This window comes from Roseateles sp. P5_B10 (assembly GCF_056400485.1).
In genome coordinates, this window is sequence record NZ_JBFULE010000011.1 from 14,893 (window position 1) to 30,754 (window position 15,862).

Consider the following 15,862-nt stretch of genomic DNA (forward strand, 5'->3'; position numbering starts at 1 on the left):
AATGCTGTTTCAATCCCCCATCGCACGCGCTATCAACCGATGAAAGTGGTGCACCCCCTGCTCCCTCGTCGGCGAGTAGCGCCCATGTTGGTAGAAGCGTGACCGCAGCCCCTGCTGCACCGTCATGACGACGGCCTCGTCCTCCATCTCGACTTGATCGAGCGCGCCGCCGGCGCCGCTGTCTAGCAGCTCGGGCTTCCACACGTAGGAGCGAAAGCGCACGCGTGTCCGCGCCGGACCGATAGGTGTGACCTGGTTCAGCGACAGCCCCCAGGGGTAGAAGTTCAGCATCAGGTTGGGAAACACCCACCAGTAGTAGGCCGCGATGCGCTGGCCGTATTCGGCGGCCTCTGGCGGCAGCTCGAAGGCTGTCTCGTCGGCCCGCGCCACCGCCAGCTGCAGATTGCTCCACTCGTGCAGTTCATAGCGGTACTGGCTCAGGTCCAGCGTCTGCGTGAGGCCCGGGTGCACGAAGGGGATGTGCAGGCCTTCGAGGTAGTTCTCGACGTAGAGGGCCCAGTGCGCGTCGAACTCGTAGTCGCGGCTGCGGCTGGTGTCCAGGCGAAAGTCCTGCAGCGGCAGCCAGTGCAGGCGTTGCATGGCGGGGCCGAAGAAGGCATCGAAGGTGTCCAGCGGGTCTTCCAAAGCGACAAGGCCCTGGCCGCCCCAGTCCTGCAGCGGCAACTTCGGCAAGTTGTCGCAGGGGCGGGGGAAGTCCAGCGCCTGCTGGAACTCGGGCATGAAGCTCATGCGCCCGTCCAGCTCGAAGCGGCGCGAGTGGTAGCCGCAGCGGATCTGTGCGGCGCCTTGGCACGGCTGCTGCACGAGCAGGTTGCCGCGGTGGGTGCAGACGTTGCTGAGGCAGCGCAGCGCACCGGTCGCGTCACGCGACAGCAGCAGGGGCTCGTCCAGGCTGCCGGGCAGCAGCGTCTCGGGCTGCAGGCTGCCCGGCGCCTGCACGCCATGCAGGTCAGCGAGCCACTGCCAGCTGCGCGCGAGCACGCGTTCGTACTGCAGACGCTGCGCGGCGGGGTCGAGGTAGAAGGCCTTGTCCAGCGTCTCGGCGCGCGCGACTTCCGGGTGGACCTGCCAGCGTTGCGAGGTGTCGTTCATCAGGCAGTTTTACCCTCGCGGCCGCTGTGGTCGGACACGTGTTTGTCCTCGTAGCATCCGGCTCATGCGCACTGCCTTCACCCTTCTGCTTTCGCTGGCCGCCGGCCTGGCCCACGCCGCACCGCTGCCACCCGTCGCCCGCGCCGAGGTCGACGCCCTGCTGACCCGCCTGCAAGCCTCCGGCTGCGAGTTCAACCGCAACGGCAGCTGGTATGCCGGCGCCGAAGCCAAGGCCCACCTGCTGAAGAAGCTGGACTATCTGGAAGGCAAGGACATGGTGAAGACGGCCGAGCAGTTCATCGAGCGCGGCGCGGCCACCAGCAGCATGAGCGGCAAGCCGTATCTGGTGCGCTGTGCCGGCAAGGCGCCGGTGGAGAGCGCGCAGTGGCTGAAGACCGAGTTGCAGCTGCAGCGTGCCGCCCGCGCGGCATCGACCCCGGCGCGCTGAAGCGCCGGGACCGGCCACGACGTTCAGCTCAGCGCCGCCGACGCGTTGCCGCGATCAACAGTGCCGCGCCCGCCAGCGCGAAGCTGCCCGGCTCGGGCACCGTGGCAATGTTGTCGAGGGCGAAGCCGCTGGTGGCCGAGAAGCTGACCGAGGTCAGCTGGGCCCAGCTGCTGTCGAAGACCAACGGTCCGGCATTGGCCAGGTCGATGTTCAGCGAAGCCACCTGTGCACCACCCAGCATACCGACCAGGGCCAGCATGCCGGGGCCGAAGCCCAGGTCATAGGCCGCGATGTCGAGCGACTGCAATCCGAACACGCCGCCGCCGAGCAAGCTTAGCGCGAAGGGCGTGGTGTCGAAGCCGCCCACCATGGCGCCGTCCAGGGGCAGAAAGCTCGCGGCCGGGCCGCTGATGACATAGCCCGCCTCGCTGTAGCTGGCAATGCCGGTGTTGTTATCGATGTCGATCACACCGGGGTTGTCGAAGGTGACGAGGCCGGCCTGTGCCGCCCCGCTGCTGCAGAGCGCGGCCGCGAGGGCCACGGCGCCGAGGAATCGATTCATGGCTTTGCTCCTGGAAGGGTTCACTTCGCGCCTGGCTTGGGCGTGTTGAGGTACGGGAAGCCGGGCAGCAGCGGCACCACGGCCTGGTCGACGCCGTCGTGAAGCTCCAGCGAGGTGGCACCCAGCGGCACCACGGCGCGGGTGCAGGCCGGGCCGAACAGCGCGCCGCCGTTGTTCAGCCAGCACAGGCCACCCATGACGGCGGCCAGCGATACGTCGACGATGTCGTCCTTGGGCCGGCGGCCATTGGGGAAGCCGGCCAGGTCGGGCGGGTTCTCGCCATCGCGCAGGGTGCCGACGATGCCCAGGCGGTTCTGCATCGCAAACGGCCGCGGCGCGATGGCAGTGTTCAGGCGCAGCATCTCCGAGCCCACCACATTGGCCGGCTGGTTCACGCCAGGGATGCCGGTCAGGAAGGTCGTCACCAGGTCCAGGCGCGGCAAGTTGGTGGGGGCGGCGTTGCCGATCGGCAGCACGGCCGACAGCAGGGCCGGCAGCGTCGGGTTGGTGACATAGGTGGCGAACTGCCCGTCGCCCGTCGGCGCCGAGGCGTTGAACCTGTCCTTGTCGGGCAGGCCGATGACGACCTCGTTGACCAGTGGGTTGCCCAGCCGCGAGACCTGCACCCAGGCGCCGCCTGTCTTGACGGCCGTGTCGTAGCCGCTGGGCGGTGCGGCGTTGACGATCTGGCTCTGGCGCACGCTGGCCGTTGTCCAGCCGCCGATGACGGTCTCGTTGCCCTGCGTGAGGCAGCTCTTGTGCACCTCCAGCGCGAGCGAGGTGACGTTCTTGTCCTGGATGGAATTGACCGCCGCCGCGTTGATCAGGCTGCGGTTGGTGATGACGCCCACGTCGGCATTGACGAGGTCGAAGATGGGGCCGAGATTGACCGCGAAGGCCTCCTGGCGCTGGCCGACAAAGACCTTGGCCGGGAAGCCGCAGCCGGGCAGGCTGACGCTGTAGATGTGCTGGGCGGCATAGGCCGGGTAGTCGGCAATCGTCTTGGTGCCGATGTTGTCCACCGGCTTGTCGAACCAGGTGCCGCCGGCAGGGTTGGCTACTGGGCTGGCCGTGCCGGTGCGGCGGTCGCCGCGGATCAGGGTCAGGGCGAACTTCTCGTTGACGTTGAGGGCTGCGGCATTGGGCGCGCTCACCGTGCCGGCCTGGGTCAGCGGAATGGGCACGACCTGGTTGCCGATGGGCAGGGTGATGCCCTTGAGCGTGTTCATGAACTTGAACTGGAAGGTGATGTCTTCCTTCGCATCGCCGTTGTTGTCGACGTGGATCTCGTAGATCGCGTTCGGGTCCAGCTTGAAGTAGTTGGGGCCGCCATAGGCATCCTGCAGCGGCAGGTAGTTGGCGATCAGCGTCACATAGCCGGCACGGCCGCCGCTGCCGTTGGCGGCCACGCCTTCGTAGCTGTTGAACAGGTAGAAGTCGGTGCCGTCGACGCGCGGCATGCCGCCAATCGACGGGGCCTCGCGGTGGCTGGAGGCCTGGGCCGTCAAAGCGGCCAGGCCGGCGAGGACGCTGGCGGTGATGAGCGCTAGGGTCGGCGCGCGGGTGGGCAGTTTCATGGCATCTCCTGTTGGACGGGTCGTGGGTGGAACCGCAAACAGATGGACACAACCAGCGCTGCGGCCTTGTCTTTACGCAGCGCGGGCGGGCTGGATGCAATGCAAGCTAGGGGGGCGCTTCGGCTATCGTCTTCGGCATGYCGATGCGCATCACCCGTCGACACATCGAACTCACGCTTGCCGGCCTGCTCGCCGTCGTGCTGGTGCTGGACTTCGCCTGCCCGCTGCCCACGCCTGCCAGCGACTCGCCGACGCTGACCGTGCTGGCCGCCGACGGCACGCCGCTGCGCGCCTGGCCCGGTGACGACGGCGCGCAGCGCCACCCGACGACGCCGCAAGCCGTGTCGCCCAACTACACCGAGGCGCTGTTGCACTACGAGGACCGCTGGTTTCGCTGGCATCCGGGCGTGAACCCGGTGGCCCTGGTGCGCGCGGCCTGGCAGTGGGCGCGGCATGGGCGCATCGTTTCCGGGGGCTCGACGCTGACCATGCAGGTCGCACGCCTCGTGGACGAGCGAGCGGCGGGCCGGACCATTCCCGCCAAGCTGCGCCAGATCGCCCGTGCGCTGCAGCTGGAGCTGCACTGCAGCAAGCAGGAGATCCTGACGCTGTACCTGAACCTCGCGCCCATGGGCGGCCCGCTGGAGGGCGTGGAGACGGCCAGCCGGGCCTACCTGGGCAAGGGCGCGGCGGACCTGTCCAAGGCCGAGGCCGCGCTGCTCGTCGCGTTGCCGCAGTCACCGACACGGCTGCGACCGGACCGGGCTGTGCAGGCCGCCCAGACGGCGCGTGACAAGGTGTTGACGCGCATGCAGACCATCGGCATCTGGAGTGCTGCCGACGTGGCCGACGCCAAGCTGGAGCGCGTCTTTGCGCCACCGCTGCGCGCGCGCTGGCTGGCGCCTCTGGCGGCCGAGCGACTGCGCCAGGATGCCAAACGCCACGGTCAGACGGCGGCGACGATCCAGACCACGCTGGACGCCGGTCTGCAGGCCCGCCTGGAGCAGCTGCTGACCGACCGGCTCAACAGCCTGCCCGACGCCGTGTCGCTGGCGGCCCTGGTCGTCGACAACCGCACGCTGGAAGTGCGCGGCTACGTCGGCTCGGCGGACTTCACCGACGCGCGCCGCGGGGCGCACGTGGATATGGTGCGCGCCAAGCGCTCGCCGGGTTCCACGCTCAAGCCCTTCCTCTACGGCATGGCGCTGGACGAAGGGCTCATCCATTCCGAGAGCCTGCTCATCGACGCGCCGCAGAACTTCGGCGGCTATGCGCCGGGCAATTTCCAGGCCGACTTCTCGGGCCCCGTCAGCGTCAGCGAGGCGCTGCAGCGCTCACTCAACGTGCCGGCCGTGGACCTGCTGGACCGCCTGGGCCCGGAGCGCTTCGCCGGCCGGCTGCGCCATGCGGGCCTGAGGCTGCGCATGCCGGCCAATGCGGCGCCCAATTTGAGCCTCATMCTCGGCGGCGGCAGCACGACGCTGGAGGAGCTGGTCGGCGCCTACACAGCGCTGGCGCGCGGCGGTATTGCGGCCCGGCCGCGGTTGATGCCCGACGAGCCGCTGAAGGAGGCGCGGCTGATGAGCGAGGGTGCTGCCTACATCGTGCGCGAGATCCTGGAGAACGGCGGCCGGCCGGGTTCACCGTTTCGCGAGAGCGGCCAGCGCGTGGCCTGGAAAACGGGCACGTCTTTTGGCTTTCGCGACGCCTGGGCGCTGGGCGTGACGGACCGCTACACCTTCGGCGTGTGGATTGGCCGGCCCGACGGCACGCCCAACCCCGGCCACTTCGGCGCCAACTCGGCGGCACCGTTGCTGCGCGACCTGGCGGCGGCGCTGGGCCCCGACGAGGCCCGCCAGCAGCTCGCACCGCGCCGCCGGCCCGACAGCGTGGCGGCCGTGCCCATCTGCTGGCCGCTGGGCCTGGCCGAAGCCGCCACCGAGCCGGCGCTATGCCTGCAGCGTCGCATCGCCTGGACGCTGGACGGCGCCGTGCCGCCGACGTTGCCCGACCGGCTGCGACCGGGGCCGTTGGCAGAGCCTGTCTGGGTGGCGGCGGGCCAGCGCGTGCAACCCGGTTGCGCGCCCGAGGCCGAGCGTTTTGAGGCTGTGCGCTGGCCTGCGCTGCTCGGGCCTTTCCTCGATGCCGAGCAGCGCCACCCGCTGGAGCGCCTGGCCTGGCGACCGGGCTGCGCCAGCCAGCAGCTGGCGGCCAACCGCCTGCGCATCGTCGGCCTGGAGCCCGGCACGGTGCTGCGCCCGGCGCCGGGCCAGCGCGAGGTCGTGCTGAAGCTGCAGGCGATCGGCGCGCAGCAGGGGCTGACGTGGCTGCTTGATGGTCAATGGATGGCGGCCAGCACGACGGCTGGCGCGGCACAGACGCTGCACGTGGAGCGCGCGGGCGCGCACCGGCTCACCGTCATGGACGGGCTTGGACATTGGGCGCGGGTCGAGTTTCAGATGGCGCCATAGCGCGGTGTTTAGGCACATAGGCAGCATGGCGGCCGCCGCGCTGGATCGCGGGCGTCAGCGAGCGTAAACAGGCGCGTGCTTCAGACTGGCTGCTGTCACCCAGATCTCGCGACCTAATGGCCGATACCAGCGGCAACGGTCATTGAACCTAGATCCGGCAGTTGACCGCTCRCWACTCATYGAAAGTCTCGATGCMTCAACACCTTGCGCACTTTGCGCCGTTCACCACTTCGGTGAGCAGCCCGAGGACGGCAGTACCGGGCAGAACAGGGCACTTCGAACCGGTCTCCCTCTTGTCAGGAAACCAGCAACGTCCCCATCAAAGCTTGCGCACCCAGATGTTGCGGTACCGGACCAGATGCCCATGATCCTGCAGGCGCAGCGGCATTTCGGCATGTGCTCGATAGCTGGGCGTACCGATGTAGGTGGTGCCGCCCTTGAGCGCGGAGTTGTTCTGCACCAGCACGCCATTCAACAACACCGTAAGTCGCGCCGGTGAAATGAGCGAACCGTCAGCCGCGAAGCGCGGCGCGGCGTAGATGATGTCGTAAGTGTTCCAGTTCTCGGCTGGCCAAGTGGCATTGACGAGCGGCGGGAACTGCTTGTAGATCGACCCCACCATGCCGTTCACGTAGGTCGGGTTCTCGAAGTTGTCGAGAATCTGAACCTCGTAGACATCCTGCAGGAATACGCCGCTGTTGGCGCGATCCTGACTCACTTTGTCGGCGGGAAGTTTGGGCGCGCGCCACTCCAGGTGCAGTTGAACGTCACCAAAGGACTGTTGGGTCTGGATGTCGCCGGTGCCCGGGCCGACCACCAATTCGCCGTTGTCAATTTTCCAGCCCGCGGCTGCCCCGGTGTTCGCGCTTTTCCATGCGTCGAGGCTCTTGCCGTCGAACAGCACGATGGCGTCCGACGGTGCGGCACCTGGCGCCGCGCCCGGCGTCACCTTGGGTGGAACCGGGAACCATACCTCGCTGAGTGCAGGCGCAGGCAGCATGTCGTCGGTCTCCGTGAGCGCCCGAACCTTGATGTTGCGATAGAAAACCTCGGCGCCTTCAGCTTGAAGCACGATCTTGCCGTGGTCGAGTTTGACCCAGCTGCTCGTGCCGGCATCCCAGGACTTGAGTTCGCTGACGCGCATGTTCACGACGCCGTTGACGACGTGTGTGGCGCGATCGCCGCGCACGATGACTTCGAGCGTGTTCCAGCCCGGACGCTCGTTGACACGCCCGTGGCGCGTACGGTGGTAGCCCTCGTTCTCGCCGCCCGTGATGGGGACACCGCCGTTTTCGGGCAGTGCATAACGGCCGGTCTTCGGATCGACGAAGCTCGAGGCTTGCGTCGATATCGCCCACGAATCTCCGGTGTCGCCTTCCTGGATTTGGGCTTCGGCACTCGCCGGCCAGTCTGACGGCCGCACGCGATACACGTGATACAGCAGGCCCGCATCGCGCACTTCGTGAAGCCGCGGCGGAAACTTCTTATTGCCCCATTTGTATTCGAGGCTGATCACATAGTCCTTGAAGTCAGCGTCGGTGATGATGTACGCGAACGGCTGGGGCGTGCCCGCCACGTGCGTGGGATACGCGTGGATCTCGCCATTCTTCACTTCGAAGATGCTGGACGCGGCCGGCGTATCGGCGCTGACCTTGGATGCGTAGTGCGCCGACCAGCCGCTGAGATCCTTGCCGTTGAAGATGAGCTTCCATGTTGCGGTGTTCGCCGCGTTGCCGGCGGCCAAGGCAGTGCCGGCAAACAAACACATGCTGGCGCAGACCAGCCTCGACATCAGGTTCATTCTTCCCATCCCCGAAAGTGCGGGCCCCGGGAGGGTGGCCCAGAAAGTTGGATTTGAAGTGGAAGGCGTTGGCCAAGTAGCTGAGTACCTGTCTTGTGAGGAAGACGATGGCGCCTAGCCCTTCCATCGCACGGACAGGCGAAAGCGGGCGTCGCCCATTGTGACTACCGATAAGTTCAAASGTTGAGCGGCCGCTTTCCGAAGGCTTGCTCAGGCTGTGCCGATTTCCGCCGCCGCAAACCAGCCGCTCCACCGCGCGCGTACGTCGCCCAACTCGGCCCGCAACCCCGCCGAAATGCGCCACCATATCGTCATGGACACCTTGCAAGCCCTCGAACAACGCATCACCGACCTCGAGATCAAGGCCAGCTTCGCCGAAGACACGGTCGAGCAGCTCAACCAGGTCGTCGTGCGCCAGCAGGAGCAGATCGACCGGCTGGTGCGCGAGCTCGTCGAGCTGCGCAATCGGGCCACGGCGGCAGAGCCGGACGGCATGCGCGGTCCGCGCGACGAGCTGCCGCCGCATTACTAGGAGTCTGTCGGGCTTTGGGTCGGGTGCGCGCCGGGGTGAGTTGCGGGGCGAGGCAAGGCGCCGACGAGGCGTGGGATCGGCCCCCACAACGAGTCGGCAACGCCGAATCGCCCTGCAAATCGCCCCGGCCCTTCGGGTTGGGCCTGCAAGGGGGCTGATCCGTCGTTGCAAATGCTCGCTGGGCACCCGGCCCAGCTCCGCTTTGCGCCTAGGCTGAGCCCCCTTGCAGGCCCAACGCGCACCCGACCCAAAGCCCGACAGGCTCCTAGGGCTCATCAACCCAGTAGTCCAGCCCGGCGTCCTGCTTTTGAAGCAGGCGCAGGCCCGGCGCGAAAGCACCCACCTTGCCCGAATCCGGGTAGACACAGATCTCCGGCTCCTTCTGCGTGCTGATGCTGATGTAGTGCAGCGGCGCGTCCGAGGTGTTGATGATGTGATGCGGGTACTCGGGCCCTGCCGGGATGTTGATGGTGTCGCCGGCGCGGATGGGCACCAGCTCGCCGGCGACGCGCAGCGTGCCCTCGCCCTGCAGCACGATGAACATCTCCTCCTCGGCGTAGTGGAAGTGGTAAGGGCAGCCCATCTGACCGGGCGCCAGGATGTCGAAGCTGGCGCCCAACTGCTGGGCGGCGGTGCCTTTGGATAGCGACGTGGTCTCGGTGTCGTAGCGCGGCGGGCGCACAAAGCGCTCGCGCGGCGCGTCATTGAAATTGCGGATCAGGCGCTCGCGCAATTCGGCGGCTTTATCGGACGGGGGCATCTGGAAGCTCCTGGGACAATGGCGGCTGAATGAATCCGCCCCTGCATCTTCCCCAAGCCTCCGACGACCTGCAATCCGCAGCTCACCAGGTCCTGTCAGCAGTATTCGGCTACACCGCCTTCCGCGGCCAGCAGGCCGACATCGTCCAGCAGGTGGCCGCCGGCGGCGACGCGCTGGTGCTGATGCCCACCGGTGGTGGCAAAAGCCTGTGCTACCAGGTGCCCGCCATCGTGCGCCACACCCGCCAACAGGGCGTGGCCATCGTCGTCAGCCCGCTGATCGCGCTGATGCACGACCAGGTCGGTGCGCTGGAGGAGGCCGGCGTGCACGCCGCCTTCCTGAACTCCAGCCAGACCGGCGAGGAGGCCAGCCGCATCGAGCGCGAGATGATGAGCGGGCGGCTGACGTTGCTCTACGCCGCGCCCGAGCGGCTGACGACGCCGCGCTTCCTGGCCCAGCTGGCCTCGCTGCACGAACGCGGCCTGCTGTCGATGTTCGCCATCGACGAGGCGCATTGCGTCAGCCAGTGGGGGCATGACTTCCGCTCCGAGTATCTGCAGCTCAGTCTGCTGCACGAGCGCTTCCCCGATGTGCCGCGCATCGCGCTGACGGCCACCGCCGATGACCTGACGCGGGCCGACATCATCCAGCGGCTGCAACTGCAGGACGCACGCGTCTTCATCAGCAGCTTCGACCGGCCCAACATCCGCTACCTGATCGCCGAAAAGACGACCTCGCCGCGCGACCAGCTGCTGCGCTTCATCAACGACGAGCACGAGGGCGAGGCCGGCATCGTCTACTGCCAGAGCCGCAAGAAGGTCGACGAGACGGCGGCGTGGCTGGAGAGCGAGGGCATCAAGGCCCTGCCCTACCACGCCGGCCTGGACGCCGACGTGCGCCGCCGCCACCAGGACCGTTTCCTGCGCGAGGACGGCATCGTCATGGTGGCCACCATCGCCTTCGGCATGGGCATCGACAAGCCCGACGTGCGCTTCGTCGCCCACCTGGACCTGCCCAAGAACATCGAGAGCTACTACCAGGAGACCGGTCGCGCCGGCCGCGATGGCGCGCCGGCCGAGGCCTGGATGACCTATGGCCTGGCTGACGTCGTCAACCAGCGCCGCATGATCGACGACAGCCCGGCCGACGAGGTCTTCAAGCAGGGCCAGCGCGGCAAGCTGGATGCGTTGCTGGCGCTGGCCGAGGCGACTGACTGCCGGCGCGTGCGGCTGCTGGGCTACTTCGGCGAAGCGTCAACGCCCTGTGGCAACTGCGACAACTGCTTGAACCCGCCGCAGACCTGGGACGGCACCGAGGCGGCACRCAAGCTGCTGAGCTGCATCTACCGCTTCCACCAGCGCGGCGAGCGTTTCGGCGCCGGCCACCTGATCGACGTGCTGCGGGGCAAGGCGACCGACAAGACCAAGCAATACGGCCACGAGAACCTGTCGACCTGGGCCTGCGGCGCCGACCTGTCCGAGCAGCAGTGGCGGGCTGTGCTGCGCCAGCTGATCTCGCTGGGTCATGTGGCCGCCGAGGGCGAGTTCAATACGCTGGCCTTGCAGGACAGCGCACGGGCGGTGCTCAAGGGCGAGGTGGAGTTGCGCCTGCGCGAGGCCGAGGAGAAGAAGCCGCGCGGCAAGTCAAAGACGTCGCGGGGCGGTGCCAAGCCCAAGGCAGATCCGGCGCTGGGCCTGGATGCCGAAGGTCATGAGCGCTTCGAGGCGCTGAAGGCCTGGCGCTCCGAGGTGGCCAAGGAGCATGGCCTGCCGGCCTATGTGATCTTCCAGAACACGACGCTGGCGGAGATGGCCCGCGTCCTGCCGGGGGACCTGGCCGAACTGGGGGAGATCAGCGGCGTGGGGGCGAAGAAGCTCGAAGCCTACGGCCGGGAGATCCTTCGCGTGTTGGGGCGTTAGCCCCTCGTCCAGTCTCGCCTTGCTGAACGCAGGCAAGTCTGGCCGGTCCCCCGAGGGGGCGGCGATGCGTGTGGCGTTGAGCCCCACGCACATCGCCAGTGCGGGCCGGCTAGGGGGCGGCCCGGCGCTCGGCCCGCTTAGCGGACGGCGGCCGTCAGGTCGGCGCTGGCGACTTGCGTCGCATCCGGCGTGCGGCGGCCTTCGATGACGACGCGGGGCAGCTGGGCAATCGTCGGCTCCGGGGTGCTCACGCCACTGATGACCACGCGGTCCAGCTTGACGACTTCGGGCGCTTCGGCCGGCACGGTGAGCGTCATCCAGGTAGCGCCGGTCAGGGCGACCAGGGCGACGAGGATGGCGGCGCTGACGGCTTGCAGGYGGGTGCGGGCGGCGGCGGTGGTGGTGCTGATGCGGTTCATGGCGGACTTCTTTCTCTCTGGTGTGCCGCCAGTGTGATCTTGAGGGGTCATCCGATCTAAGGGTTTGCGATAGGTTGCGGCTTTTCGCGGATGAAATGCGTCCGGCAGGGATCAACGGAATCCCTCCTTAAACCTGAGGGCCGACCCTGTCCCCGGCGTCATGCGGTGCCGGGATACTTCTCCCCTAAAAGCTAGGGAGAAGAGTCATGGCACGGGGCAACGACGTTCAGCTCGGCGGCATCACCGACCTCAACTTGCTGGCTGACATCAAGCGCGGCTTTGTCGACGCGCTCGAGGTCGTCACCTATGTGGACCGCCTGCGCAGGGTGCTGAAGACGCTCAACGGCCTGCGCCTGGGCTCGCGCGAGTCCAGCTCGCCGGCCTCGCCCTATACCGACATCGTCGCCCGTTGGCGCATCGTCCATTCCTTCCGCTGGAGCATCGTCGACGGCAAGGACGGAGCGCCCGACCGGCTGCTGCTCAACGTCTGCTTCGACGGCGGCTGGGAGCCCTATATGCGGGTGATCTGGGACCAGCTCGGCTCCACGCTGGACCTGATGCTCTGCCACACCGAGGCCTACACGCTGTCGCGCGACTGCAGCTTCGAGACCTATGGGCGCTGGGTGCGCGATCACGAGATCTCGGCCGACTTCCTGTTCATCGCCTCCGGCCGCAGCGTCGGCGATGGCGAATACCTCGCCCGGTTGGAGGCTGCTCAGCGCGGCCGTGCCAACGAGCTGGAATTCAACCGCCTGCGCGCGCCGGCCTCCGGCGAGACGCCGCCGCTGCCCGCTGGCGACAAGGAGCGCTTCGCGATGGCGGCGCGCGGCCTGCTGCCGCTGGCGGGCCTGTACACGCTGCAGCGCTACTTCGGCACCGGGGCACCCGACCGCGACTGCCTGCTGCGCGCCACCCACGACGTGCTGTTCGAGCTGCGCGAGCTGGGCACGGTTGAACAGTTTCCCAAGGATGGCGGCAAGACCGCAGGCGGCCAGCTGCGCCAGCGCCATCACGAGATGCTGGCCTGGTTCGAGCAGCCGCTGCCCGAGCCCGAGATCAAGGCGCGCGAGCTGTCGCTGCTGCCGGGCGACCTGCAGTGCTGCCTGCTGAGCAAACCGCCCGGCAACCGCGGCGGCCTGGTGCTGCTGCGCGTGGCCCAGCCGGCTCAGGCTGTCGCCTGGCTCAGCACCGCGCCGGTCCAGCGCGACAACGAAGACGGCGCCCAGCTCGCCGTCTGGCGCCAGGTGGCGCTGACCCTGTCAGGCCTGAGGGCGCTGGGCGTCCCGGCTTCGCGCCTGGAACGCTTCCCGCAGGCCTTCAAGGAAGGCATGGCCGCGCGCGCCGGCCTGCTGGGCGACGTGCGCCACAACCACCCTTCGCACTGGGTGCTGGCGCCTCATGTCAACAAGATCGACCGCATTGACCCCGCCAACGCCCATGTCCTCGTGCAGCTGCGCTTTGCGGCCGCCGAGCCGGGCGAGAACTTCACTGCGGCCGACGACAAGCGCCTGAAGGAGTTGGCCGAGGCCTTGACCGTCAACACCGGCCTGGCGCTGATGGCCATCGAGCCCATGCGCAGCAATGCGGCCGACAAGGAGCACTTCGGCTTCAAGGACGGCATCAGCCAGCCCGTGCCGACGCCGGACGACGCACCGCCCACGGGCCTGGCCTGGGACGACAAGGTCAAGTACGGCGAGGTGTTGCAAGGCTTCCCCACCGAGCGCGACAAGGGCTACACCGTGCCCGAGCAGCCCGATGCGCTGCTGGATCGCGGCAGCTTCCTGGTGGTGCGCAAGCTGCGCCAGTACACCGGTCGCTTTGCCAAGCGCACCTACCAGGAGGCCAGGAAGATCGGCCTGGACCACGAGCTGGTGCTTGCCAAGCTGATGGGCCGCTGGCAGGACGGCCGGCCGCTCGCGGCGCCCGAGGCCTCGGGCAGCAGCAATGACTTCAACTTCGCCAAGGACGCGCAAGGCTCGGCCTGCCCCTTCCACGCCCACATCCGCCGCACCAACCCGCGCGACCTGGCCGGCACGGCCTTCTCCAGGAACCGCATGCCGCGCATCCTGCGCCGCGGCATGAGCTATGGCGCGCCGGTGCATGCCGATGCCCCGGACGACGAGGACCGCGGCCTCGTCTTCATGGCCTACAACGCCCATCTGGCCGAGCAGTTTGAAGTGGTGCAGCGCTGGGTGGCCGGCGGCAACGCGAGCGGCGGCTATGCGGCGCAGAGCGACCCGCTGCTGGGTGTCGTCGACGGCAGCGGCGGCCCGCGCCTCTTCCCCTTCGAGCACGCCGGCAAGCCCTACGAGATCGACCTCGGCCCCGAGCCCTTCGTCACGCTGCAATGGGGCGCGTACTTTTTCGTGCCCTCCATCGCCGCGCTGAAATCCCTGCCTTGCCTGACCGAGCTGCCTCTGCCGCTGCCGCCTCCCACGCCGGTGCCCGAGCGCGTGCCCGACCTGCAGGACAAGGCGGCCATGCAACTCTGGCTGGAAGACACCAACACCCGCGATGCCGCCTGGGCCTGGGTGCGCGCCCAGCCTGATGGCGTCGTCGACACGGCCTATGGCGTGCTGGTGGGCGCGCCCGAGCGCGTCTGCGAGGTGCTGAGGAACGCCCCCGACCGCTACTCCGTCAGCGGCTACGGCGAGCGCATGCACGACTCCATCGGCCTGGGCTTTCTGGGTCAGGACGAAAGCAGCGGTCATCGAGCACTGGCGCCCATCATCAATGCGGCCATCGAGGCCTTCAGCGAGGCTGATTGCTATGCCACCGCCTACCAGGTCGCCAAGGCCGGCCTGGCGAAGCTGAAGGAAGAGGCCCATGGGCTGCTGAACGCTTTTCCGGCTTCGCAGAAACCCAAGGACCTGCCCACCGACACGCCGCTGGACTTCGAGCGCTTGAGCGAAGGCGTGCTGGCCGCGCTGTGCCAGCGGTGGTTCGGGCAGCCCGACGGGCGCCACATCCGGGGCACCGAATTCCATGCCGAGGCGCCGGCTCAAGGGGCGGCCGCGCGCTGCCCGCGTGATCTCTTCAAGGTCTCGCGCCATGTCTTCGGTCCCTACCCGACCGAGGCGGTGCAGGCCGAAGGCCGCGCCGCCGGCCGCCGCTTCACGGCAGCCATCGAGGCCTGGCTGGCTGAGCCGGGCACCGTGCTGCCGCCGTTGGCGCAGAAGATCGTCGCCGCTGCCAGAGCCCTGCCCGACGCCACGCCCGACCTGGCTGCATGCACGCTGGCCGGCATCATGCTGGGCTTTCCGCCCACCACGCATGCCAACCTGATCACCGTGCTGGCCGCCTGGGTGCAGACGCGCAAGCTGTGGGAGCTGCAGCCGCTGTGGCACGAAGTCGTGCCCGATCCGCAGACCCAGATGCGCCCCTACGCCGAGGCCGTGGCCCGGCTGCGCCCGACGATGGTCGCGACGCTGACCCGGCGCCCCACGCCCTTCCAGGTCTGGCGCAAGGCGCGCGAAGCGCACCGCCTGGGACAGGTCGATGTCGAGGCCGGCCGCGTCGTCGTCGTGGGGCTGGGCTCGGCCACACAGCAGGACCCGCTGCGCCACCACGTCGCCTTTGGCGGTGACTGCGCCGATCCCCAGGGCCCGCCGCCGCATGCCTGCTCGGGCTACGGCATGGGCATGGGCGTCATGCTGGGTGTGATTGCGGCGGTGCTGGATGCGGGGGTGCTGCGGTTTACGGGRGCGCCGACGGTGGTGGCGATGGGGGTGGAGAGAATGGATGACCGATCGGCTCGAGCTTCTTGACTATGTGGTGTTCTTCGAGACGGAGCCCGAGTGGACTCACGCCGAAGGTTGGTACTACGGTGCGAGATTCGCGACGCTGCGCGGGGACGACCGGGTCGTCGCTACCGTTGCACCGGATGACATGGAGTTCGCTGTCGAATGGTGGCAGGGCGATTTGCTGCGGCTGCGGTTCAGTTCGGTGATGGCCCATACCTGGCACATCGAATCGGCTGGAGGCAGGGAAGTTCTGCGCGTGGCGTTCAACGACGAGCGCATCAAGTTCTGCGAGCTGCAGCTCAGGCCCCATGTCCGAGTCGAGTGGAGCATGACCTGGGGATGACGTAGCGGGTGGCCGGTCGGCTCACTTTGTGGGGCGCCGACCGGCCACGCCATCAGCAGCTGACCTTCGCCAACCCCGTCCCCGCCCCCGCCGCCGCCGGCAGCTTCTGCTTCACGCACGACGGCGCCTGCAGCGTGTAGCCGTAGGGAATGCCGAGCGGGAAGGTGGCGGTGC

The 15,862-nt window shown here is 68.2% G+C and carries 12 protein-coding genes; 6 read left to right on the forward strand and 6 right to left on the reverse strand.

Annotated elements, in window-relative coordinates; genetic code table 11:
• Nucleotides 1-9: 9 nt before the first annotated feature.
• Complete coding sequence (locus AC1DU6_RS01985; RefSeq protein ID WP_457321824.1) at nucleotides 10-1,113, reverse strand: aromatic ring-hydroxylating oxygenase subunit alpha; 1,104 nt, start codon at nucleotides 1,111-1,113, stop codon at nucleotides 10-12.
• 64 nt (nucleotides 1,114-1,177) lie between these two features.
• Here AC1DU6_RS01985 and AC1DU6_RS01990 point away from each other — a divergent pair, with 64 nt between their 5' ends.
• Nucleotides 1,178-1,561, forward strand: a complete 384-nt coding sequence (locus tag AC1DU6_RS01990) for a YfeK family protein (protein ID WP_457321825.1) — start codon at nucleotides 1,178-1,180, stop codon at nucleotides 1,559-1,561.
• 28 nt (nucleotides 1,562-1,589) lie between these two features.
• Here AC1DU6_RS01990 and AC1DU6_RS01995 read toward each other — a convergent pair whose 3' ends face one another.
• Both AC1DU6_RS01995 and AC1DU6_RS02000 read right to left on the reverse strand, forming a co-directional pair.
• Nucleotides 1,590-2,123, reverse strand: coding sequence for a PEP-CTERM sorting domain-containing protein (locus AC1DU6_RS01995; RefSeq protein ID WP_457321827.1), 534 nt, complete (start codon nucleotides 2,121-2,123; stop codon nucleotides 1,590-1,592).
• A 20-nt stretch (nucleotides 2,124-2,143) separates the two neighbouring features.
• Complete coding sequence (locus AC1DU6_RS02000; protein ID WP_457321829.1) at nucleotides 2,144-3,700, reverse strand: DUF4331 domain-containing protein; 1,557 nt, start codon at nucleotides 3,698-3,700, stop codon at nucleotides 2,144-2,146.
• 143 nt (nucleotides 3,701-3,843) lie between these two features.
• Here AC1DU6_RS02000 and pbpC point away from each other — a divergent pair, with 143 nt between their 5' ends.
• Entirely contained in the window at nucleotides 3,844-6,171 is a 2,328-nt protein-coding gene (gene pbpC / locus AC1DU6_RS02005) for a penicillin-binding protein 1C (protein ID WP_477855964.1), read from the forward strand.
• A 319-nt stretch (nucleotides 6,172-6,490) separates the two neighbouring features.
• On the opposite strand, the gene AC1DU6_RS02010 is transcribed toward pbpC, so the two are convergent.
• On the reverse strand, nucleotides 6,491-7,972 hold the full coding sequence (locus tag AC1DU6_RS02010) for a 3-keto-disaccharide hydrolase (protein WP_457388868.1): 1,482 nt from the start codon (nucleotides 7,970-7,972) through the stop codon (nucleotides 6,491-6,493).
• 313 nt (nucleotides 7,973-8,285) lie between these two features.
• Here AC1DU6_RS02010 and AC1DU6_RS02015 point away from each other — a divergent pair, with 313 nt between their 5' ends.
• Nucleotides 8,286-8,504, forward strand: coding sequence for a SlyX family protein (locus tag AC1DU6_RS02015; RefSeq protein WP_457326125.1), 219 nt, complete (start codon nucleotides 8,286-8,288; stop codon nucleotides 8,502-8,504).
• A gap of 265 nt (nucleotides 8,505-8,769) precedes the next feature.
• Here the strand turns inward: AC1DU6_RS02015 and AC1DU6_RS02020 are convergent, their stop codons facing one another.
• Nucleotides 8,770-9,264, reverse strand: coding sequence for a cupin domain-containing protein (locus tag AC1DU6_RS02020; protein ID WP_457324901.1), 495 nt, complete (start codon nucleotides 9,262-9,264; stop codon nucleotides 8,770-8,772).
• 29 nt (nucleotides 9,265-9,293) lie between these two features.
• On the opposite strand from AC1DU6_RS02020, the gene recQ reads away from it, so the two are divergent.
• Nucleotides 9,294-11,183 carry a DNA helicase RecQ gene (recQ, locus tag AC1DU6_RS02025; RefSeq protein ID WP_477855961.1) on the forward strand — a complete coding sequence of 630 codons (1,890 nt, stop codon included), beginning with the start codon at nucleotides 9,294-9,296 and terminating at the stop codon, nucleotides 11,181-11,183.
• A 137-nt stretch (nucleotides 11,184-11,320) separates the two neighbouring features.
• Here recQ and AC1DU6_RS02030 read toward each other — a convergent pair whose 3' ends face one another.
• On the reverse strand, nucleotides 11,321-11,602 hold the full coding sequence (locus tag AC1DU6_RS02030) for a hypothetical protein (protein ID WP_477855962.1): 282 nt from the start codon (nucleotides 11,600-11,602) through the stop codon (nucleotides 11,321-11,323).
• A 206-nt stretch (nucleotides 11,603-11,808) separates the two neighbouring features.
• Between AC1DU6_RS02030 and AC1DU6_RS02035 the strand changes: the two genes are divergently transcribed.
• Both AC1DU6_RS02035 and AC1DU6_RS02040 read left to right on the forward strand, forming a co-directional pair.
• On the forward strand, nucleotides 11,809-15,369 hold the full coding sequence (locus AC1DU6_RS02035) for a Dyp-type peroxidase (RefSeq protein ID WP_477855963.1): 3,561 nt from the start codon (nucleotides 11,809-11,811) through the stop codon (nucleotides 15,367-15,369).
• Entirely contained in the window at nucleotides 15,344-15,688 is a 345-nt protein-coding gene (locus AC1DU6_RS02040) for a hypothetical protein (RefSeq protein WP_056191399.1), read from the forward strand. Before AC1DU6_RS02035 ends, AC1DU6_RS02040 begins: the two co-directional genes overlap by 26 nt.
• Nucleotides 15,689-15,862: the final 174 nt, after the last annotated feature.

Excerpts from the sequence above, each read along its gene's own strand:
- AC1DU6_RS01985 (WP_457321824.1), bottom strand. The coding sequence starts at position 1,113 with ATGAACGACACCTCGCAACGCTGGCAGGTCCACCCGGAAGTCGCGCGC.
- AC1DU6_RS01990 (WP_457321825.1), top strand. The coding sequence starts at position 1,178 with ATGCGCACTGCCTTCACCCTTCTGCTTTCGCTGGCCGCCGGCCTGGCC.
- AC1DU6_RS01995 (WP_457321827.1), bottom strand. The coding sequence starts at position 2,123 with ATGAATCGATTCCTCGGCGCCGTGGCCCTCGCGGCCGCGCTCTGCAGC.
- AC1DU6_RS02000 (WP_457321829.1), bottom strand. The coding sequence starts at position 3,700 with ATGAAACTGCCCACCCGCGCGCCGACCCTAGCGCTCATCACCGCCAGC.
- AC1DU6_RS02010 (WP_457388868.1), bottom strand. The coding sequence starts at position 7,972 with ATGAACCTGATGTCGAGGCTGGTCTGCGCCAGCATGTGTTTGTTTGCC.
- AC1DU6_RS02015 (WP_457326125.1), top strand. The coding sequence starts at position 8,286 with ATGGACACCTTGCAAGCCCTCGAACAACGCATCACCGACCTCGAGATC.
- AC1DU6_RS02020 (WP_457324901.1), bottom strand. The coding sequence starts at position 9,264 with ATGCCCCCGTCCGATAAAGCCGCCGAATTGCGCGAGCGCCTGATCCGC.
- AC1DU6_RS02040 (WP_056191399.1), top strand. The coding sequence starts at position 15,344 with ATGACCGATCGGCTCGAGCTTCTTGACTATGTGGTGTTCTTCGAGACG.